This is a genomic window from Herminiimonas sp. KBW02 (genome assembly GCF_003852535.1).
In the GTDB taxonomy this organism is placed as follows: domain Bacteria; phylum Pseudomonadota; class Gammaproteobacteria; order Burkholderiales; family Burkholderiaceae_D; genus Oxalicibacterium.
The window spans coordinates 87,277-106,338 of the sequence record NZ_QAJP01000008.1; the positions used below are offsets into that span (position 1 = coordinate 87,277).

A 19,062-nucleotide genomic window follows, 5' to 3' on the forward strand; every position below is an offset into this window, starting at 1 on the left:
CCATGGCTGATAATTTCCTCTCACAAGAAGAAGTTGATGCGCTGCTGAAGGGCGTCAACGGCGATCAGGATGAGACCGGCAAGCCGGAAGACTCAGCGGGCGTACGCCCGTACAATCTGGCTACCCAGGAGCGTATCGTCCGTGGCCGGATGCCTACGCTGGAAATTATCAATGAACGTTTCTCGCGCCTGCTGCGCATAGGCTTGTTCAACTTCCTGCACCGCAGCGCCGAAGTGTCTATCGGTCCGGTCCGCGTTTCCAAGTACAGCGAATTCATCCGCAACCTGGTGGTACCGACCAACCTCAACCTGATCCACATGAAGCCGCTGCGCGGTACCGGCCTGATCGTGCTGGATCCGAACCTGGTATTCCTGCTGGTCGACAACCTGTTCGGCGGCGATGGCCGCTTCCATACCCGGGTTGAAGGGCGCGACTTTACGCAAACCGAACAACGCATCATCCAGCGCATACTCGGCATCATTTTCGAAACCTACGCCAAGTCGTGGGAACCGGTCTATCCGGTCGAGTTTGAATACATCCGTTCCGAGATGAACACCCAGTTCGCCAATATCGCGACGCCGAATGAAGTGGTGGTTGCCACCACCTTCACGATTGAGCTTGGCCCGGTCAGCGGCGATATGCACTTCTGCACACCGTACGCGATGATAGAACCGATTCGCGACCTGCTGACCAGCAGCATGCAGGGTGAGACGCTGGAAATGGACAAACGCTGGATTCGTCTGATGACACAACAGATCCAGACCGCCGAAGTGGAAATCCTGGCGAATATGGGTTCGGCCAAAGTCACACTGGGCGACATCCTCAACATGCAAAAAGGCGACATCATTCCGATCGCCGTGCCGGAAACGATTACCGCCGAAGTCGACAGCGTGCCAGTGATGGAATGCTCGTACGGCAAACTGAATGGACAATACGCATTGCGCGTGGAAAAACTGATCTACAGCGCAAGTGATACAACGCAAGGAGAAGATCATGGCTGATGAAAACGAACCGCAAACCACAGTAGAAGACGATTGGGGTGCAGCAATGGCCGAACAGGAGCAGAGCGAAAGCGCTGCCCTCGACCCCAAGCCTGCATCGGCGACCGTATTCAAGGATTTTGCCGGTGGCGACCTGAAAACAGGTACGCATAACGACATCGACTTCATTCTCGACATCCCGGTACAACTGACGGTAGAACTCGGCCGCACCAAAATCGCGATCAAGAACCTGCTGCAACTAGCACAAGGTTCCGTGGTTGAACTTGACGGCCTGGCTGGTGAGCCGATGGACGTACTGGTCAACGGCTGCCTGATCGCACAAGGTGAGGTTGTCGTCGTCAACGATAAATTTGGTATCCGCCTGACCGATATCATCACACCTGCGGAACGCATCCGAAAACTGAACCGATGATTTGTTCCCGTCCTGCCTTCCTGACGACGGGCTTATCAGCGTCGTCCCTGCTTGCATCATCTTTGTACGCGACCAGTGCCTATGCCGAAACGGCAGCTGGCACTGCCGTTCCGTCCACTGCAGGTAATCTGTTCCAGGTATTGCTCGGTCTGGTGGTGGTGCTGGCGCTGATGGCTGGCGCAGCCTGGCTGCTGCGTCGCTTCAATACGGCCAAAGGCAATACCAACACCAGTATCAAAATTATCGGCGCCGCCAGTGTCGGCACACGTGAACGTGTGGTCGTGGTCGAAATCGCCGATCAATGGATAGTCGTCGGCGTTGCACCAGGCCGCGTCAACGCGCTCGCCACCATGCAGAAGCAGGAAACCACACTGACGCCCGAAGCACCGTCTTCCGGCAATTTCTCGACCTGGCTCGCGCAAACAATTGAAAAACGCAATGGCCAATAATATTTCTCCACTGCTGCGCCGCGCTTTGCCGCTGCTACTGCTCGCTCTGCCAATGGCGGCGATGGCGCAACAGGCCGGCTTGCCGGCCTTCACCAGCTCACCGGCACCTGGCGGTGGCCAAACCTACTCGCTCAGCCTGCAAACGCTGCTGCTGCTGACCGGCCTCTCCTTCCTGCCAGCGGTCTTGCTGATGATGACCAGCTTTACCCGCATCATCATCGTGCTGTCGCTGCTGCGCCAGGCCTTGGGTACGCAAAGTTCGCCGCCGAACCAGGTCATCATCGGTTTGTCCTTGTTCCTGACCTTGTTTGTCATGAGCCCGGTGCTCGACAAAATTTACGTCGATGCTTACCAGCCGTTCTCGCAAAACAAGATACAGATGCAGGAAGCGATGGAAAAAGCCGTCGCGCCGTTGAAAACGTTCATGATCAAACAGACCCGTGAATCCGACCTGGCGCTTTACGTCAAGCTGTCGAAGGGACCTGAGTTGCAAGGACCGGAAGATATTCCATTGCGTGTACTGGTACCGGCATTTATCACCAGTGAACTGAAGACGGCATTCCAGATCAGCTTTGCGATCTTTATCCCCTTCCTGATCATCGACATGGTGGTCGCCAGCGTGCTGATGTCGATGGGTATGATGATGGTGTCACCGGCAATTGTGGCACTGCCGTTCAAACTCATGCTCTTCGTTCTGGTCGATGGCTGGCAATTGCTGATCGGCTCGCTCGCGCAAAGTTTCTACTGAGGACGCTATGACACCTGAAACCGTCATGACCATGGGTCGTCACGCGATTGAAGTTACGCTGATGGTGGCTGCACCGATGTTGCTGGTTGCTCTCGGCATCGGCCTGATCGTCAGTATTTTCCAGGCGGCGACGCAGATCAATGAAACCACCCTCTCCTTCATTCCGAAGCTGATCGGGATTTTTGTGGCGCTCGTCATCGCCGGACCGTGGATGCTGACAGTATTGCTCGATTACATGCGCGAGATGTTTACCAACATCCCGCTCTACGTCAGCTAGTGCCCGACCCTGGCACTGCTGTCCCCGCATGATTTCCATCACCAGCGCTGAACTCAACACCTGGATCGCAGCTTTCCTGTGGCCGCTCACGCGCATCATAGGCATGATTTCGGTGGCGCCGCTGTTCGGCAATGTCAGCGTACCAGCACGCGTCAAAATCGCGCTCGGCATCATGCTGGCGCTGATCATTTCCCCCACCGTACCGGCACTGCCGGCGCTGGACCCGATGTCGCTGCCCGGCTTCCTGATCCTGGTGCAGCAGCTCATCATCGGCCTCTCCATCGGCTTCGCCATGCGCATTACCTTCGCCGGGGTCGAAATGGCAGGTGAAATCATCGGCATGACCATGGGCCTGGGCTTTGCCAGCTTCTTCGATCCGCAGACCCGTGCCCGCTCATCTGCCATCAGCCAGTTCCTGGCCTTGCTGACGCTCATGATTTATCTGGCTACCAATCTGCATCTGGTGGTGTTATCGACGCTGGCGCAAACGTTTGAAATGCTGCCTATCAGCAGCAGCTTCGTCTCGGCTGGCGGCATGCTGGAAGTCGTGAAATGGGGCGGGCGTATCTTCAGTGCCGGTGTTCAGCTCTCGCTGCCTATCGTCGCGGCACTGCTGATTACCAATATCGCGCTCGGTATCCTGACACGCGCTGCACCGCAGCTGAACATCTTCGGTATCGGCTTCCCGATTACCATCGGCGTCGGCTTCATCATGATAGGCATCGTCCTGCCCTACCTGATGAATCCCATCATCAACCTGATACAGGAAGGTATCGATGCGATGGGGCGGATTACGATGGCGATGACGCCGTTAAATTAAACCCAAGCCAAGCGCCGCTGAATCAGGCGTCAGACGTCGCGGCCACAAAACAAAAAAGGCTTGCCATCAGAGGCAAGCCTTTTTTATTTAGTCTGGCTTAAATCAGCTCAGCATATTGAACAGAGACAGGCCAGCTATCTTGATAAAGGTCTTTTGCGCAGCATCCAGCGTGAACTGTTGCTGGGTAAAGCGCGAATACGCTTCAACCGGATCAATCTCCTGCAATTGCTTCAGCGTCGTGGTGTATTGCAGGCTGAGGCTGGAGCCTACGTTGTCGAGGTTTTCAATTTCCTGCAAACGCGTACCGATGGTGGTACGCACCAGGGAAATATTGTTCAAGGCATTATCGATATTCGTATTCGCCGTATTCAAACCGTTGGTCAGGCGAGTCTTGCCGCCATCACCGCTGGTCGAAGTCGACAGCACATTCATCAAATCAGTGATGGTCGTGAAGATGCTCTGGCTCTTGCTCGGCTCAATACTGAAAGTATCGCCATTAGCAGGTACACCTTTGATATCAAAGGTCATGCCGTCGAAGGTGATCGCCTGCCCACTGACATAAGGTTGCGGTGTCGCAGGTGTCGCTGGCGGCGGGGTCTGGGTCACCAGATAAGTCGTTGCGCCGGCCGCATCGATCGAGAACGTAATGTCGTACTTGGCACCAGTCAGCTGCGTCAGGTCCTTGACCGAACCGGTGCTGATAATGCCGTTACCGGTATTGGCAGTGCTGGCAGAAGTGGCAAAACGTCCGTTGCCGGTCATACCACCTTCAAATACTGCCGCACCGGAATCGCTGGACGACAATTGGCGCGCAGCACCTACCTGCAGCATGCGCTGGCCCTGGTCACCGCTATACGCCGCGCCGGTCGCCGTTTCCGTAAATGGCTTGGATGACACCTGATAACCGCCGAAGATATAGTCGCCGGTAGCGCCACGTGTATTGGCCAGGCCTATCAACTCTTCAAAATTATTGCGCAATTGTGTGACAAAAGCCTGACGCTGCGAGTCATCCAGCGACGAATTACCCGCTGCCACGATCGAGGTTTTGATCGATTGCAGCATGGTCGTCACGCTTTGCAGCACGCTTTCTTCTTCCGACAATGCACTCTTGGCATTCGCACGATTGGTCGCGAACTGCGCATTGATCGATATCGCCTGACTTACACCCAAAGCCGAAGCAGCCGCGACCGGATCATCGGCGGGCGACAGGATACGCATATTGGTCGAGATTTGCTGCTGGGTCTTGAACATAGCGGTTTGCAGATCGCTAATCTTGCCCGAACCCATTTCAAATATCGTATTGGTGCTAATGCGCATGATCTTTAATCCTTATACACCAAGAGAAATCAACACCTTGAACATATCGCTGATGGTCTGCATCACTTTGCCGGATGCCTGGTAAGCCTGTTGATAGCGCAACAGATTGGTCGCTTCCTCGTCGAGGTTGACGCCTGAATCGGATTGCTGCGCGGTTTGCATTTGCTTGAGCAAGGTACCTTCGGCCGCGCTATTGGTTTGCAGCTCACGGGTTTTGTTGCCAACCAGACTCACCAGTTGATTGTATGCGCCGTTGTAGCTGGCAGTGCCGCCCATCAGGACATTCTTGGTTTGCAATTCGCCCAGGGCCAGCATATTACGGTTGTCACCATCGCCATTGGTGTTCGCGCTGATGGTAAATTTGTCGCCATTTGCCGGCGCGCCGCTGATCTTGACTTCAGCGCCACCGAACGCAATGACGGAACCGGAGGTATAAGTCACCGGCGTGCCGGCCGGGAATGTGGTCGCGACACCGTTGGTGGTCACTGTCACCGGCATACCTGCCGGGAAACCGCTCAGGGTTCCGGTGGCGGAATCAAACGTCAGTGTGACTGGCGATGCCACTGTGGCGCCGGTAAAGCTGGAATTGATATTGCCCGCGCTGATGGCACCGGTACCAGTATTGGTGCCTGGCGCATCGGTACGGATCGGCGTCGCGGCAGCGATGTTTTTCACATCCTTGATCAGCACGCTCAGGCCGGATGCACCATTAATGGTCGGCTTGATGACAAATTCATCACCAGCCGCCATGGTGCCGCTAGGCATAGAGAAATTCACGCCATCGATGGCCCCCGCCGGGAACGCTGTGTTCGAGTACATCGACACATTGTCGGACATGCGGGTCACGGTGTAATTGGTGCCGTCATAGGTCAGGCGATAATCGCTGGTCGTGAGCGCATCTACGTTGCTGATGCTGGCTGCGACACTCGCGTTACCGGTATTGTTGTCGCTCGGATTGACGACAGGCGATGCCATGTTGAAGAGGTCGCCACCGAGGTTACCGTTCTGGTCTTGCCCAAGACGGTGTTGTGCATTGAAGGTTGCCGCCAGGCCAAGCGCAATGCGTCCGAGGGAATTCTGAATCGGATCCAGCGTCTTGTTGCGGTACTCAAACAAGCCACCCAGATTGCCACCTACCAGCGAGTTTTCCGGCAGGTTGATAATAGCGCCGGTCGCGGTCTTGTAACCGACTCCCATACGCCCCGGATCAGTCGCCGAGGATAATGTCATCAGTTCATAACTGAGATTGCTGACCACCAATGGCTGGCCGTTACCGATAAAGACGTTATAGCCATCGCCCTGCTGCACGACCGATACTTTGGTTTGCTTGGCGAGTTCTGCCACCAGCAAATCGCGCTGATCGAGCAAATCATTCGGTGGTTGGCCGGTGCCGTTTTGCGCTTTCGTGATCGCATCATTCAGTTGTGCGATCTGCTTGGCATAGGCATTGATATTGGTTACCGCGCCGGAAATTTCGTTATTCACGCCATTGCGCATGGTGGTTAGCTGCGCATCCATGCTCTGGAAGCGCGAAGCCAGTGATTCTGCACCCGATAGCATGGCTTGACGCGATGACGCGGAGCCTGGATTGGCGACCAGATCCTGCACGCCCTTGAAGAAGTCCTGGATCGCAGGTGACAGGCCAACCGACGAATCGGCCAGCATATTGTTAACCTTGCTGATCTGGTTGTAATAGGTGTCCAGCTGGCTTTTGCTCGATTGCGCGCTGACTACCTGCGCCGCAAGGAAGTCATTAAAGATACGCTTGACGGTTTCGACATTGGTACCACTGCCGATGTAACCGCCGCCATCCAGGTTTTGCCCACCCAGCGACGACTGAACCACCACCTGACGGCTATAACCGGGGGTTGCCTGGTTAGCGATATTGTGTCCGGTAGTAGCAATACCAGCTTGCGCTGCGGCTAATCCGGATTGAGCAATGCTGAATAGGCTGGACATAATTAGTGTTTTCTAACTCTATGTTGGTGTGTACGGCACGTTGATCAAAAACTTGAGCCGGAAGATCAGGCTACAGTCACAAAATATTGCGTTTTTGCAAACAAATGTAATCAAGCCGACAAGTTGCGATTGATGATATTGGTCAGCTTGGTCGCGTAATTGGGGTCAGTTGCATAACCGGCACGCTGCAAGCCCTGGGCAAAGCCTTTGACGTCACTGGCGTTGGCCAGCACTTTTTCGTAACGCGGATTGTTACGCATCAGTTGCGCATAATCGCGGAAAGAATCGGCATAGCTATCGTAGGCGCGGAATTTTTCGACCCGTTTTTGCGCAACACCGTCCACGTATTCAGTTGTCACCGCGTCTACGGTTTTACCTTTCCAGTTAGAACCGGCCTTGATGCCAAACAGGTTGTGACTGCTGCCACCATCCGCGGTGCGGATGACGCGCTTGCCCCAGCCACTTTCCAGTGCGGCCTGCCCCAGCATGAATTTGGCCGGGATGCCGGTGGTCCGGCTCGCCTCTTCCGCATGGGCGGCGACCTTATCCTGGAACGCCTGCACATGGGCCGGCTTGCTGCTTGCTGCTGCAGTGGTGGCGCTGGTACTGCTCACGCCGCCACGCGCCTGCAAGGCATGGGCCTCGGTAGAACGCTGGTGCGCCAGCGCATTGCGTTCCGCCATACTGCGCAGGATTTCAGCGCGCAGGTCTGAAGTATCAGAGACTGCTTTGGTCGTATCGGTAGCACCATCCGGCGTGACCGCCGTCGCCATCTGGTTACTGGAGAGCTGGCGTATCAACACGTCAGCCAGGCCGATGCCGCGGCTGGCCATGTTCTGGCTCAGTTGCTGATCCAGCATCGAGGTGTACATCTTGGTTTGCTGGTTGTCGAACAGCCCATCCTGCGGCGTTGCTTCTCGCATACTCTTCATGATCATATTCACGAAGAGTGCTTCAAACTGCGTGGCCGCCGCCTTCAGCGAGTCAGGCGAATTCTGCCGCGCAGATTGCTTGAGCGATTCCAGGCCTTTGGAATCTATCGCCAGGGCGGTATTCGAATTGTCTGCAGGCGTAATCATAATCAGCTTAGATAATTTCCAGTTCTGCGCGCAAAGAGCCCGACGCCTTCATCGCTTGCAGGATCGCCAGCAAGTCTTGCGGCGTCGCGCCTATCGAGTTCAGGGCTTTGACGACATCAGCCAATGAAGCGGAGTTCTTCAGCAAGATGACCTTGCCCGGATCTTTGTTGATCTCGATTTGCGACTGTTGCGCGACCACGGTCTGGCCACCGGAGAATGGTGCCGGCTGGCTGATCACAGGCTGGGTATTGATCACCACCGACAAGTTGCCGTGCGATACAGCACAGGTATCCAGCGTCACCGTCTGATTCATCACAACAGAACCGGTACGTGCATTCAGGATCACTTTGGCGCTGACTTGCGCCGGTGTCACATTGATGCTTTCAAGCGCGCCGAGGAAACTCACGCGTTCATCATTGCTCATAGGTGCGCGCACACGGATCACGCGGCCATCCTGCGCAGCCGCGGTTTCCGGCCCAAAACGTTTGTTCACCGCCTCCACGACACGACTGGCGGTAGAGAAATCGCTGTCCTTCAATTCCAGGAAAATCAGGTCGCCCTGCCCCAGGCTGCTGGCTACTGCACGCTCCACCGTAGCACCAGCCGAAATACGGCCTACGCTCAGGTGATTGATCTGCGCCTTGCTGCCGTTCGCGGCGGCGCCCACACCACCGACCACAACGTTACCCTGGGCCATACCGTAAATCTGTCCATCCGCACCTTTCAGCGGCGTCATCAGCAAGGTGCCGCCGCGCAGGCTCTTCGCATTACCCATCGACGAGACCGTGATATCCAGCGTCTGGCCAGGTTGTGCAAACGCAGGCAACGAAGTCGTCACCATCACGGCAGCAACGTTCTTCAATTGCATGTTGACGCCTTGCGGCAGGTTGACGCCCATCTGCTGCATCATGCTGACGATACTTTGGATGGTGAATGGTGTTTGTGTCGTTTGATCGCCGCTACCGTCCAGACCCACAACCAGACCATAGCCGATCAATTGGTTTTGCCGGACGCCTTGCACGCTGGCCAGGTCTTTCAGACGTTCTGCGTGTGCTGCAAACGGCAGCAGCAGGCAGACTGAACATGCGATGACACGCAGTGATTTTTTTAACGATGGTACGGATACAGTATGCATAGAAATTCCTATCTGCCTCAGCATTAAAGAGGCACGACGCTCAGGAAGAAACGCGCCAGCATGGACATCACTTCGGCAGCATCTATACGAGCGTTGGTACGGTATTCAATCCGCGCATCTGCGACGCGGGTCGACGAAACGATATTACCCTTCTCGACGGTAGCAGGATCAACTACGCCAGAGAAACGAATGAACTCCCCGCCTTTGTCGAGCGCGACTTGTTTCTCGCCTGCGACGACCAGGTTACCGTTGGACAGGACATCGATCACAGTGACCGTTAGTGTGCTGACGAAGTTATTACCGGAAGTAACTACGCCCTTGTCTTCAAATTTGGATGCGGTAGATGCACTGGCCGACAGATTCTGTGTCAGGCCGCCAAACACACCGAAAATATTCGGTGCGGCTGCCGCCACGCTGCCGGTCTTGCTGCCGGAACTGCCAGCCTGTTTGCCGGCCGAGCTGCGCTCATTGATAGTAATGGTGATGGTGTCGCCGATCAGGCGTGCACGACGGTCTTCGAACATCGGGCGATACGACGCAGTTTGAAAGATTGCGCCATTCATCGGCGGTGTCACCGCGCTCGCTGCCTGCGGCCTGGCGGTCAACGGCGTTTGCACGACGGTTTCCGGCATGCCGCCGCAACCCGCCAACAGTGTGGCAAACATCACCAGTGCGGATAGCTTGAGCTGTTTCATCGTGAGCTTCATCATCATTCCTTTATTCTTACAACTACGGCGTATCAATGCTGCTTATAACTGCGTCAGACGTTGCAGCATTTGATCCGAAGTTGTAATCGCCTTGCTGTTGATTTCGTAAGCGCGTTGGGTCTGGATCATATTGACCATCTCTTCGACCACGTTCACGTTCGAGGTTTCAACATAGTTTTGTTTGACGTAACCGGCACCGTTGGTGCCCGGATTGTTGGTAGTCGGATTGCCCGATGCAGTGGTTTCCACATACAGGTTTTCACCCTTGCTTTCCAGACCGGCCGGATTGATGAAGGTTGCCAGTTGCAGCGAACCGACTTCGGTTTGCGCGGTAGCACCAGGCACCGTCACGCTGACGATACCATCACGGCTGATCGAGATCGCAGTCGCATTCGCCGGGATAACGATGGCAGGTTGAATCGGAAAACCACTGGAGGTGACCATCTGCCCCTGGTTGTCCGTCTGAAACGAACCGTCGCGGGTGTAAGCAGTGGTGCCGTCCGGCATCATGACCTGGAAGAAGCCATCGCCGAGGATAGCCATATCCTTGCTGTTGCTGGTCAGTTGCAGATTGCCCTGGCTATGGATACGCTCAGTCGCGACCGGGCGTACACCTGTACCGATTTGCAAACCTGACGGCAATTGCGTTTGCTGCGACGAAGCAGCACCCGGCTGGCGTATGTTTTGATACAACAAGTCTTCAAACACTGCACGTGAACGCTTGAAGCCGCTGGTGCTGACGTTGGCCAAGTTATTGGAAATGACGTCCATCTGCGTTTGTTGCGCATCCAGACCTGTTTTAGCAATAAATAGTGAACGTATCATTCTTTTCTCCAATATTTCGGCAAACGCATGGCATCCGTAGCCATCCTTATTTTGCCTGTACCTGCATTAACTCAAAGCGAGGAATTGATCAGCTTTAGCAGCGTTACTATCCGCATCCTTCAGCAACTTCATGTTTAATTCGAACTGACGTGCGAGACTGATCATATTCACCATCGCATCCACCACGTTGACGTTACTGCCTTCAACCGCGCCGCTGATCACGCCGACGTTGGCGTCGGCATCCGCCGGCAAGCGGTCTTTGGTAACGAACATGCCGTCACTGCTGCGCTCCAGATTAGCAATTTCAGGATTCACCAGTTTCAGACGTGCGATTTCGATGGTTGCGCCTGGTACGTTGCCGGAATCTACCGACGAAATCGTGCCATCCTTGGCAAACGAAATTCTGACGTTAGGCGGGATCGTGATCGGACCGCCGTCAGACAGCACATTCAAACCGCCTTCGGTTTGCAATACTCCATTCTCATTGATCTTCAGGCTGCCGCTGCGGGTATAGCCTTCAGTGCCATCGGCGCGCTCAACCGCGAGCCAGCCGGGCCCCTGCACTGCCAGATCCAGTGTGCGTCCGGTTTGCTGTATCGGACCGGCACGGAAATCGGTACCGATGGTCGAATCAACCACGAAGGTGCGTGTCGGCAAACCGTTGCTGACGACAGGTATCGCCCTGAACGTGTCGAGCTGGGCGCGAAAACCCGTGGTCGAGACGTTCGCCAGATTATGCGCAGTCGTGGATTGCTGCTCCATAATCTGCTTGGCACCCGACATTGCGGTGTATATCAGCCTATCCATTTCATTCCTCCTGTGACTACGCCCGGCTGTCGTGCAACAGCCAGGCGGTCATGACTTGCTTCATGCATTAACGCAGGTTCACCAGTGTCTGCATGATCTGATCTTGCGTTTTGATGGTTTGCGCATTCGCCTGGTAATAACGTTGCGCAGTGATCATGTTGACCAGCTCGGCTGTCAGATCGACGTTCGAATCCTCGACACGCGCCGATTGCACTGCACCGAGACCACTGCTGCCCGGCGTACTGGTCAGCGGCACGCCGGATTCAGCGGTTTCCACCCATTGGTTGTCGCCGATGTTTTGCAAACCGTTGGGATTGGCAAAACGCGACAGGATGACCTGACCCAGTACATTCACCTGGCCATTGCTGTAGCGACCGACGATAGAACCGTCGTTGGCAACGTCAAAACCAGTCAGCGTACCGGCCTTGTAACCATCCGGCAGTTGGCGTGCGACGCCGAAGGCTTGCGCAAACTGCTGCGTGCCTGAGTGATCGATAGAGATAGCGAAAGGTGTTACCGCACCTGTCGTGACCGCCATATCTGCGACCAGCGGCGAAGGTGTGGTGCCAGTCAATACACCACCGGTACCGAATTGCATCGTACCCAGAGGTACTGGCGGGTTGGTTGCACTGGTAGGCAGGGAGTAACCGATAGGCACGCCGTCATTGGTAGCGAATACGCTCCATTGGCCACCCGCTGTTTTCACATAGAAGGTACGCAACACGTGCGAGTTACCCAGGCTGTCATACACAGGCACCGAGGTCGAATCGCTGAAGGTTGTCGGATCATCCGGATTAAAGTTATTTGCGACCAACGGATCTTTACGCGAATCCAGTGTCAGCTTGAGCTCGTATTTGGTGGTTGCCTTCGGTGCGAGGTCAGCCTTGTTGATGACGATTTCGGTCGGTGCGCCGATCGCAACCACGCCGTTCGCATCCGCCATGTAACCGGTCAGACGTCCGCCGGAAGCATTCTCGATATAGCCTTCCTTGGTCAATTCAAACTGGCCGTTACGCGCATAGGTAATCGTGCCGCCGCTGCTCATGCGGAAGAAACCGTCACCGTTGATCGCCATATCCAGCGGATTGTTGGAAGCGGTGATATTGCCCTGGCTGAACAGTTGCGCGACGCGTGCGATCTGGGTACCGATACCGATTTGTGCTGCACCGGAACCAGACAAGGTGCTGGCGTAGATATCCGAAAACTGCATTTGCGATTGTTTAAAACCGACTGTATTCGCATTGGCAACGTTGTTACCGATGGTTTCGAGACTTTTGCTTGCGGCATTCAATCCGCTCAAACCTTGTTGGAAACTCATGCTCTTTCTCCTGGTTGATGTGCCGCTGTATTAAAGAATTTGACGGATGTCTGCGAGGGTCAATCCACCCAGGCCTGGTACATTGATCTGTATGCCGCTGGACGAAGTGGAAACCGTGGTCACTATGCCGAATTGCAAAGGATTCGCTGTGACGGACTTGCCAGCCAGGCTGGATGTCACTTCAAACTTGTATGTGCCATCCGCCGCCTTGGTGCCGTCAGCCTTGGTACCATCCCACAACAAAGGTACGGTGCCGGATTTTTGCGGACCAAGCTCGATGGTCTGCACGACGTTGCCGGAAGAATCCTTGACCACGACTTGCGCTGTATCGACGTCCTGCGGGAACTCAACACCCATCAAGCCTTTACTCTCGGACAAGCTGAGCTCGGAACCCGGTGCCAATACACCATGACCTATCATGTTCGCTGCCTGCAATGCCTGGTTTGATTGATAGCTGCCCATCATCGATTCCAGCGTGCCATTCAGCTTGTCGATACCGGTGACCGTCGACAATTGTGCCAACTGGCTGGTAACTTGGGCGTTATCCAGCGGATTCAACGGATCCTGATTCTTCATCTGTGTCACGAGCAGGGTCAGGAAACGATCCTGTGCTTCTTCTGCCGTGCTTTTTTTAGCCGCGCTGGAACCGTTCATCTGGTCCAGCAAAGCTTGTGGCAGGACGGTGGCATTGCTATTGACTGTGGTCATGGTTAATCCTGATTGTTTTACTGACCTATCGTCAGTGTTTTAAGAAGCATGGTCTTGGCCGTGTTCATGGTTTCGACGTTGGTCTGGTAGGAGCGTGAAGCGGAAATCATATTCACCATCTCTTCCACCACATTCACGTTAGGCATGGCAACATGGCCGGTTTCGTCCGCGTTCGGATGCTTCGGATCGAACACCATCTTCAGCGGCGACGTATCTTCCACCACACGATTGACACGCACGCCAGTCGAAGTCGCACCACCCTTCATTTGCTGCGCCTGAAACTCCACCTGCTTGGCGCGATAAGTCTTGCCATCTGCGCTGGTGGTACTTTCCGCATTCGCGATATTGCTGGATACGACGTTGAGGCGCTGAGCCTGTGCGCTCATCGCCGAACCGGAAACATTGAATATATTAAATAGCGACATAATTATTGCCCCTGAATAGCGGTGAACATTCCCTTAATCTTCGACGAGACCAGGGTCAGGCCAACTTCGTAACGCAAGGCGTTATCTGTAAACTGATTACGCTGCACATCCATATCCACGGTATTGCCGTCGATATTTCCTTGCGCGGTATTGGCGTACAACAAAGGTGCACCACCCAGTGTCGGCAAGACCTTGGACGACAAATGTCCATTGGAAGTCTTGGCCATTTCGCTCGGTGCTGCAGCGCTGGTCTTGCTGCGCGCCAGCGCACCTTGCAAGGCCTTGTTAAAATCAACGTCACGCGCCTTGAAGTTGGGCGTATCCGCATTCGCTATATTGGACGCCAGTATTTGCTGTCGCTGACCGCGCAAACTCAGCGCGGTCTCCTGAAAGCGCAGCATGTCATCAAGTTTTCCCATATTCCGTTCTCCGAAGTGTGCGTTCAAGGAATGGCTACCCTGCACTAATCATGGATTTCTATAGCGTCGATCATACGGAGCGACCACACGCTTCGATCAAACGATAAGAAGACAAAAATCCATGCTATTCCCCGCTTTAGCCAAACGCCGAGTCGGTACTATGATCGTGCAATTAGCCCACCACTACTTCCTGGTCTGCCATGAAACACTCTGTCCACATCGCTATCGCCGCTTTCTCTGCCGCACTCTCGCTGACAACACAGCTGGCGTGGGCGCAAGCCGCTGCCGAGCCGCGTCAGGATCTGGCGCAACTGAAAAAAACTGCTGAACAATTCCTGGTAGCACAGGCAAACGGCTTGCCAGGTGAAGTCAAGGTGACGGTCGGCGCAATAGATCCGCGCCTGAAATTACCGGCATGCCCGGTGCCGGAAGCCTTCCTGCCGCCATCCAGCAAGGCCTGGGGCAAAACGACGGTCGGTGTGCGCTGCACGGTGCCGACCACCTGGACTATCTATATATCTGCACAAGTGCGCGTACATGGCGAATACATCGCCGCTGCCGCGCCACTGGTGCAAGGACAAAATATCGGCCCGGGTGATATCGCCACGGTCAAGGGCGACCTGACGAATCTGCCGTCCGGTGTAATTACAGACGCTTCTCAAGCTATCGGCCGCACTGCTGCCAGCACGATTGCGCTTGGCGCACCGCTCAGACAGGATGCCTTGCGTAACCAGCAGGCGATACAGCAGGGGCAGGCAGTACGGGTGATTTTGAATGGCGACGGTTTCAGCGTTTCCAGCGAAGCACGCGCCTTGAATAATGCTAACGAGGGTCAACTGACCCAGGTCAGAACCGCTGCAGGCCAGGTAATCAGCGGGATAGCCAAGCTGGGTGGCATCGTTGAGTTGTCATACTGACAATATAAATTAATACACAATATTTTACGTTCGACCCATTTAGGATTAAAGTTTGCCGTGATAACGCCGATAGACCAAGCAGAGATAGGCGTTTTGCCGCAAACCAAACGGGGTGAAGTCGTGAAAATTAATGACGCAAGCAAGAAAATCGCGGGAGTCGGCGTAGCAGCCACGCAGACTCGCGCAGGCAAGGCACCGGAAAAAGCCGATACCGGCTCGGTGTCTTCGAACGTGACGTTGTCGTCGCAAGTGCAGGCGCTGAGCAGCCAGGTTGCCAGTGCCAGCGTATTTGATGCTAAAAAAGTAGATGAGATCAAGGCAGCTATTGCCGGTGGTCAATTCCAGGTTAACGCAGAACGCGTGGCCGACGGATTGATGGATACGGTAAAAGACCTGATCTCCACACGTAAAGGTTAATAATCCATGAAATCGTTCGGTACCAGCCCTGCAGATAGTTTGATCGAAGAACACAAAGCCATTCGTGCTCTGACCGAATTATTGAAGCTGGAACAGGAACATCTGATTTCTGCGAACGTTGAAGGCATCGCTGCCCTCACCGAAGAAAAAGCAAAAGCTGCTGCCCAGATGGCAGAGCTGGCTAACTGGCGTCACAATGCATTGGCGGCTGCCGGTTTTGAGCCAGCTGAAGCAAGCATGCAAGCCTGGCTGGAAAGCTCACCACAGGCGCAATCAGCAAAGAAAAGCTGGCAAGAACTGATCGAACTGGCGCAAGTCGCCAATGAACTCAATCGCGTCAACGGCACCCTGATCAACAAGCAGATGGTGCGGAATCAAAACGTGCTCAACATACTGCAACACGGCAACGTACAAGACAGCAATGTCTACGGCCCGAATGGCCAGACCGCAAGCAAAAGCGTAGGGCGTCACTTCGTTGCAGGCTAAGGCCGCTATCTATCTCGGATAAGCAATCCCCAAAGAAAAAGCCACCAGATACTGGTGGCTTTTTTTATTGCACGCTAGCAAGGCAGGCTTAGCGGCGTGGTGCGTAGATATCACGTCCCGCCTCGTCGATCTGACGGCGTAATGCGCGACGCTCATCCGGCGACAGGCGTGCATCACGGCGCGATTGCTCCTGCTGCTGCCTTTCCATATTGCGATTATTGTCGTAAGCACGATCATTCGACTGACGCCTGGAATCATAGTTACCCTGATCCTGGTTACCGCGATAGCGATTATCGCTTTGCACATAAGAACCGAATGAATTATTCTGAAATCGCGACTGCGCGAACGCCATCGTCGTACTTGCAAAGGTACTGATTAGCAGTAACACCAATCCCATTCTTTTCAATGTTATATTCATCATCATCTTCCGCAGCGCTTTGAACAGTTCGTACGTCCTTCGCACTTCTTATTTACCATGTTCAAAGTTTATGCTGCTTTGCTCTCAGTCCTAAGTCCAATTCCGTAAAGGTTGTAACACTTTGTAATGCCACACCTCCTCGCTATGTCGAGAAGACCTTCTGAAGTTACCATAGCCATATGAATACGACAAATGCATCCATGAAGGACACGGCCCACTCGACCAATTCCCATCAGACCAAAGTGCTGGTGGTAGATGACGATCTGCGCTTGCGCGATCTGCTGCGCCGTTACCTGTCCGAACAAGGTTTCAATGTAGTCACCGCGGAAAATGCACAGGCGATGAACAAGCTGTGGCTGCGCGAACGCTACGATCTGCTGGTACTCGATCTGATGTTGCCGGGTGAAGACGGCTTGTCCATCTGCCGCCGCCTGCGTGGTGCCGGAGACAAAACCCCGATTATCATGCTCACCGCCAAAGGCGAAGACGTCGATCGCATCGTCGGCCTCGAAATGGGCGCCGACGATTATCTCGCAAAACCTTTCAATCCGCGCGAATTGGTAGCGCGCATCAGCGCCGTCCTGCGTCGCGTCGGCCCCGAAGAAATTCCGGGCGCGCCGTCTGAAACACCACAATCGTTCACCTTCGGCGAATTCGTACTCGATCTGGGTACGCGCACACTGAAGAAGAATGATGAAACCGTGCCGCTGACCACCGGCGAATTTTCAGTCCTGAAAGTGTTCGCACGTCACGCACGGCAACCACTGTCCCGCGAAAAATTAATGGAACTGGCACGCGGTCGCGAGTATGAAGTATTTGATCGCAGCCTCGACGTCCAGATTTCACGTCTGCGCAAACTGATAGAGCCGGATCCTTCGACCCCACTGTATATCCAGACGGTCTGGGGCCTGGGTTATGTCTTCATCCCTGAAGGCAAGCCGCGCTAAGCACAGTCCGCCAGACCACAAGGATGCCCACCACTACAAATCGCCTGAACTGGATCAAAAGCGGCCTGTTCTGGCGCACTTTTTTCCTGCTCGCCTTCCTGATCGCGGCCAGTATGGCCGCGTGGGTGGCCAGCTATCGCATCATTGAGCAAACCCCGCGTGCCAACCAGATCGCGGCACAGGTGATTTCAGTTGTCACCATCACGCGCGCTGCGCTGACACACTCTGCCCCCGACCTGCGACGTGAACTGCTGTTCGACCTTGCCAGCAACGAAGGCATACGCGTCTATCCGCTGGAGGAAAACGACCACATCGAGCCGCCCATCCAGAACAGCATGATGCAAACCATACAGGAGCACGTGCGTTCCGGCCTGGGACAGGAAACCCGCTTTGCACGCGCCGTGAATGATGTCGCAGGCTTCTGGGTCAGCTTCACCATCTCCGACGATGAATACTGGCTGATGCTGGACCGTGACCGCATTGAAGGCAGCTCCGGTGTGCAATGGCTGGGCTGGGGCGCGATGACGCTGCTGCTGTCGTTACTGGGTGCGTTAATGATCTCGGGCCTCATCAATCAGCCGCTGGCGCGCCTGACTGCCGCAACCCGCGCCATCGCCAACGGCCAGCGCCCTGCTCCGCTGCCGGAACGCGGCCCGACTGAAATCCGCGAAGCCAATCATAGCTTCAATCAAATGGTGGACGACCTGAATCGCGTGGAATCAGATCGCGCAGTAGTGCTGGCTGGTATTTCGCATGACTTGCGTACACCGCTCGCGCGCATGCAACTGGAAGTCGAACTGGCGGGGCTGCCACCGGATGCACGCGTCGGCATGCAGTCCGACCTCGAACAAATGGATGCCATCATCGGGCAATTCCTTGACTACGCCAAACCGAGCGACAGCAGTCACTTCCAGCCGATAGACATGACGGCCTTGATGCATAGCGCAGCGCAGGAAGCCTTGCGCATGCAGGATGTCCGCATCAACAGTAAAGTCGATGACAAGCTGGTCGTACTGGGAAATGCGATTGATATCAAACGCGTCGTCAACAACCTCATCGAGAATGCACGCCGTTACGGCAAACTGCCGGGCAACGATTATGTAGAAATCGATCTGCGTTGCCAGGCTGAAGGCGACAAAGTGATCGTCGAAGTCAGCGACCACGGCGCAGGTGTGCCGGAAGCAGAGATAGATCGTCTGTTACGACCGTTCACACGGATGGACAGCGCACGTGGACAAGCGAATGGTGCCGGCCTCGGACTTGCCATCGTGGACCGCATCGTCAAACGCCATAGCGGCAAACTGCAATTATTGAATCGCGAAGGTGGCGGCCTGACCATACACATCGCTTTAAACCAGGCGAAAAAACGTCACGGCACTTACGCTGGCTAAGACCAAAAGTGAGTGCACAAAACAAAACGCACATGCCGATGAGCATGTGCGTTTTTTATTTGGCACCGCATAGTCAGCAA

At 54.9% G+C, this 19,062-nt stretch carries 23 protein-coding genes; 11 read left to right on the top strand and 12 right to left on the bottom strand.

Features of this window, described 5'->3' with window-relative positions; all coding sequences use genetic code 11:
* Nucleotides 1-2: 2 nt before the first annotated feature.
* From fliM to fliR, 6 genes are read left to right on the top strand one after another with little or no spacing between them, the layout of a single operon-like run.
* Nucleotides 3-1,001 carry a flagellar motor switch protein FliM gene (gene fliM, locus DBR37_RS13675; protein ID WP_124575044.1) on the top strand — a complete coding sequence of 333 codons (999 nt, stop codon included), beginning with the start codon at nucleotides 3-5 and terminating at the stop codon, nucleotides 999-1,001.
* The gene (fliN, locus tag DBR37_RS13680; protein WP_124575045.1) at nucleotides 994-1,413 is read left to right on the top strand and encodes a flagellar motor switch protein FliN; all 420 of its coding nucleotides are present in this window, start codon (nucleotides 994-996) and stop codon (nucleotides 1,411-1,413) included. The genes fliM and fliN overlap by 8 nt, the downstream gene beginning before the upstream one ends.
* Nucleotides 1,410-1,862 carry a flagellar biosynthetic protein FliO gene (gene fliO / locus DBR37_RS13685; RefSeq protein WP_124575046.1) on the top strand — a complete coding sequence of 151 codons (453 nt, stop codon included), beginning with the start codon at nucleotides 1,410-1,412 and terminating at the stop codon, nucleotides 1,860-1,862. The genes fliN and fliO overlap by 4 nt, the downstream gene beginning before the upstream one ends.
* Entirely contained in the window at nucleotides 1,852-2,610 is a 759-nt protein-coding gene (gene fliP / locus DBR37_RS13690; RefSeq protein ID WP_124575047.1) for a flagellar type III secretion system pore protein FliP, read from the top strand. Before fliO ends, fliP begins: the two co-directional genes overlap by 11 nt.
* A 7-nt stretch (nucleotides 2,611-2,617) precedes the next feature.
* Nucleotides 2,618-2,887 (top strand): flagellar biosynthesis protein FliQ, encoded by a 270-nt coding sequence (fliQ, locus tag DBR37_RS13695; RefSeq protein ID WP_124575048.1) that lies wholly within the window; start codon nucleotides 2,618-2,620, stop codon nucleotides 2,885-2,887.
* 28 nt (nucleotides 2,888-2,915) lie between these two features.
* Nucleotides 2,916-3,707: a flagellar biosynthetic protein FliR gene (gene fliR / locus DBR37_RS13700; protein WP_124575049.1), complete on the top strand. Its 792-nt coding sequence runs from the start codon at nucleotides 2,916-2,918 to the stop codon at nucleotides 3,705-3,707.
* Nucleotides 3,708-3,809: 102 nt separating this feature from the next.
* Here fliR and flgL read toward each other — a convergent pair whose 3' ends face one another.
* The 11 genes from flgL to flgB form a co-directional block, all read right to left on the bottom strand.
* Nucleotides 3,810-5,024: a flagellar hook-associated protein FlgL gene (gene flgL, locus DBR37_RS13705; RefSeq protein ID WP_124575050.1), complete on the bottom strand. Its 1,215-nt coding sequence runs from the start codon at nucleotides 5,022-5,024 to the stop codon at nucleotides 3,810-3,812.
* A gap of 12 nt (nucleotides 5,025-5,036) precedes the next feature.
* Nucleotides 5,037-6,983 carry a flagellar hook-associated protein FlgK gene (flgK, locus tag DBR37_RS13710; RefSeq protein WP_199739123.1) on the bottom strand — a complete coding sequence of 649 codons (1,947 nt, stop codon included), beginning with the start codon at nucleotides 6,981-6,983 and terminating at the stop codon, nucleotides 5,037-5,039.
* Nucleotides 6,984-7,093: 110 nt separating this feature from the next.
* Nucleotides 7,094-8,062 (bottom strand): flagellar assembly peptidoglycan hydrolase FlgJ, encoded by a 969-nt coding sequence (gene flgJ / locus DBR37_RS13715; protein ID WP_124575052.1) that lies wholly within the window; start codon nucleotides 8,060-8,062, stop codon nucleotides 7,094-7,096.
* A gap of 7 nt (nucleotides 8,063-8,069) precedes the next feature.
* Nucleotides 8,070-9,197 carry a flagellar basal body P-ring protein FlgI gene (locus tag DBR37_RS13720; protein WP_124575053.1) on the bottom strand — a complete coding sequence of 376 codons (1,128 nt, stop codon included), beginning with the start codon at nucleotides 9,195-9,197 and terminating at the stop codon, nucleotides 8,070-8,072.
* A gap of 23 nt (nucleotides 9,198-9,220) precedes the next feature.
* Nucleotides 9,221-9,904, bottom strand: coding sequence for a flagellar basal body L-ring protein FlgH (locus DBR37_RS13725; protein ID WP_124575409.1), 684 nt, complete (start codon nucleotides 9,902-9,904; stop codon nucleotides 9,221-9,223).
* Between the two features lie 42 nt (nucleotides 9,905-9,946).
* Nucleotides 9,947-10,729 (bottom strand): flagellar basal-body rod protein FlgG, encoded by a 783-nt coding sequence (flgG, locus tag DBR37_RS13730; protein WP_124575054.1) that lies wholly within the window; start codon nucleotides 10,727-10,729, stop codon nucleotides 9,947-9,949.
* A gap of 66 nt (nucleotides 10,730-10,795) precedes the next feature.
* Nucleotides 10,796-11,536 carry a flagellar basal-body rod protein FlgF gene (gene flgF / locus DBR37_RS13735; protein WP_124575055.1) on the bottom strand — a complete coding sequence of 247 codons (741 nt, stop codon included), beginning with the start codon at nucleotides 11,534-11,536 and terminating at the stop codon, nucleotides 10,796-10,798.
* A gap of 67 nt (nucleotides 11,537-11,603) precedes the next feature.
* Nucleotides 11,604-12,854 carry a flagellar hook protein FlgE gene (gene flgE, locus DBR37_RS13740; RefSeq protein WP_124575056.1) on the bottom strand — a complete coding sequence of 417 codons (1,251 nt, stop codon included), beginning with the start codon at nucleotides 12,852-12,854 and terminating at the stop codon, nucleotides 11,604-11,606.
* Between the two features lie 30 nt (nucleotides 12,855-12,884).
* On the bottom strand, nucleotides 12,885-13,562 hold the full coding sequence (gene flgD / locus DBR37_RS13745) for a flagellar hook assembly protein FlgD (RefSeq protein ID WP_124575057.1): 678 nt from the start codon (nucleotides 13,560-13,562) through the stop codon (nucleotides 12,885-12,887).
* 17 nt (nucleotides 13,563-13,579) lie between these two features.
* Entirely contained in the window at nucleotides 13,580-13,987 is a 408-nt protein-coding gene (flgC, locus tag DBR37_RS13750) for a flagellar basal body rod protein FlgC (RefSeq protein WP_124575058.1), read from the bottom strand.
* Between the two features lie 2 nt (nucleotides 13,988-13,989).
* A complete protein-coding gene (flgB, locus tag DBR37_RS13755) occupies nucleotides 13,990-14,406 on the bottom strand; it encodes a flagellar basal body rod protein FlgB (protein ID WP_124575059.1) in 417 nt (138 codons plus the stop codon).
* Between the two features lie 200 nt (nucleotides 14,407-14,606).
* On the opposite strand from flgB, the gene flgA reads away from it, so the two are divergent.
* From flgA to DBR37_RS13770, 3 genes are read left to right on the top strand one after another with little or no spacing between them, the layout of a single operon-like run.
* Nucleotides 14,607-15,323, top strand: coding sequence for a flagellar basal body P-ring formation chaperone FlgA (flgA, locus tag DBR37_RS13760; protein WP_124575060.1), 717 nt, complete (start codon nucleotides 14,607-14,609; stop codon nucleotides 15,321-15,323).
* Nucleotides 15,324-15,380: 57 nt separating this feature from the next.
* The gene (gene flgM / locus DBR37_RS13765; RefSeq protein WP_370454261.1) at nucleotides 15,381-15,740 is read left to right on the top strand and encodes a flagellar biosynthesis anti-sigma factor FlgM; all 360 of its coding nucleotides are present in this window, start codon (nucleotides 15,381-15,383) and stop codon (nucleotides 15,738-15,740) included.
* Nucleotides 15,741-15,746: 6 nt separating this feature from the next.
* The gene (locus DBR37_RS13770) at nucleotides 15,747-16,226 is read left to right on the top strand and encodes a flagella synthesis protein FlgN (RefSeq protein WP_124575062.1); all 480 of its coding nucleotides are present in this window, start codon (nucleotides 15,747-15,749) and stop codon (nucleotides 16,224-16,226) included.
* A gap of 88 nt (nucleotides 16,227-16,314) precedes the next feature.
* Here DBR37_RS13770 and DBR37_RS13775 read toward each other — a convergent pair whose 3' ends face one another.
* Nucleotides 16,315-16,530, bottom strand: coding sequence for a hypothetical protein (locus tag DBR37_RS13775; RefSeq protein ID WP_233588386.1), 216 nt, complete (start codon nucleotides 16,528-16,530; stop codon nucleotides 16,315-16,317).
* Nucleotides 16,531-16,823: 293 nt separating this feature from the next.
* Here DBR37_RS13775 and ompR point away from each other — a divergent pair, with 293 nt between their 5' ends.
* Nucleotides 16,824-17,591 carry a two-component system response regulator OmpR gene (ompR, locus tag DBR37_RS13780; protein ID WP_041296449.1) on the top strand — a complete coding sequence of 256 codons (768 nt, stop codon included), beginning with the start codon at nucleotides 16,824-16,826 and terminating at the stop codon, nucleotides 17,589-17,591.
* Nucleotides 17,592-17,614: 23 nt separating this feature from the next.
* Nucleotides 17,615-18,982 carry a sensor histidine kinase gene (locus tag DBR37_RS13785; protein WP_124575063.1) on the top strand — a complete coding sequence of 456 codons (1,368 nt, stop codon included), beginning with the start codon at nucleotides 17,615-17,617 and terminating at the stop codon, nucleotides 18,980-18,982.
* Nucleotides 18,983-19,062 lie beyond the last annotated feature (80 nt).

Bases quoted from the DNA above. Each gene is read 5' to 3' on its own strand.
- DBR37_RS13720 (WP_124575053.1), bottom strand. From the start codon at position 9,197: ATGCATACTGTATCCGTACCATCGTTAAAAAAATCACTGCGTGTCATC.
- DBR37_RS13725 (WP_124575409.1), bottom strand. From the start codon at position 9,904: ATGAAGCTCACGATGAAACAGCTCAAGCTATCCGCACTGGTGATGTTT.
- fliO (WP_124575046.1), top strand. From the start codon at position 1,410: ATGATTTGTTCCCGTCCTGCCTTCCTGACGACGGGCTTATCAGCGTCG.
- flgL (WP_124575050.1), bottom strand. From the start codon at position 5,024: ATGCGCATTAGCACCAATACGATATTTGAAATGGGTTCGGGCAAGATT.
- DBR37_RS13785 (WP_124575063.1), top strand. From the start codon at position 17,615: ATGCCCACCACTACAAATCGCCTGAACTGGATCAAAAGCGGCCTGTTC.
- flgD (WP_124575057.1), bottom strand. From the start codon at position 13,562: ATGACCACAGTCAATAGCAATGCCACCGTCCTGCCACAAGCTTTGCTG.
- flgF (WP_124575055.1), bottom strand. From the start codon at position 11,536: ATGGATAGGCTGATATACACCGCAATGTCGGGTGCCAAGCAGATTATG.
- flgB (WP_124575059.1), bottom strand. From the start codon at position 14,406: ATGGGAAAACTTGATGACATGCTGCGCTTTCAGGAGACCGCGCTGAGT.
- flgC (WP_124575058.1), bottom strand. From the start codon at position 13,987: ATGTCGCTATTTAATATATTCAATGTTTCCGGTTCGGCGATGAGCGCA.
- ompR (WP_041296449.1), top strand. From the start codon at position 16,824: ATGAATACGACAAATGCATCCATGAAGGACACGGCCCACTCGACCAAT.
- flgE (WP_124575056.1), bottom strand. From the start codon at position 12,854: ATGAGTTTCCAACAAGGTTTGAGCGGATTGAATGCCGCAAGCAAAAGT.
- flgK (WP_199739123.1), bottom strand. From the start codon at position 6,983: ATGTCCAGCCTATTCAGCATTGCTCAATCCGGATTAGCCGCAGCGCAA.
- flgG (WP_124575054.1), bottom strand. From the start codon at position 10,729: ATGATACGTTCACTATTTATTGCTAAAACAGGTCTGGATGCGCAACAA.
- fliM (WP_124575044.1), top strand. From the start codon at position 3: ATGGCTGATAATTTCCTCTCACAAGAAGAAGTTGATGCGCTGCTGAAG.
- fliN (WP_124575045.1), top strand. From the start codon at position 994: ATGGCTGATGAAAACGAACCGCAAACCACAGTAGAAGACGATTGGGGT.
- flgA (WP_124575060.1), top strand. From the start codon at position 14,607: ATGAAACACTCTGTCCACATCGCTATCGCCGCTTTCTCTGCCGCACTC.
- fliR (WP_124575049.1), top strand. From the start codon at position 2,916: ATGATTTCCATCACCAGCGCTGAACTCAACACCTGGATCGCAGCTTTC.
- flgJ (WP_124575052.1), bottom strand. From the start codon at position 8,062: ATGATTACGCCTGCAGACAATTCGAATACCGCCCTGGCGATAGATTCC.
- fliP (WP_124575047.1), top strand. From the start codon at position 1,852: ATGGCCAATAATATTTCTCCACTGCTGCGCCGCGCTTTGCCGCTGCTA.
- fliQ (WP_124575048.1), top strand. From the start codon at position 2,618: ATGACACCTGAAACCGTCATGACCATGGGTCGTCACGCGATTGAAGTT.
- DBR37_RS13770 (WP_124575062.1), top strand. From the start codon at position 15,747: ATGAAATCGTTCGGTACCAGCCCTGCAGATAGTTTGATCGAAGAACAC.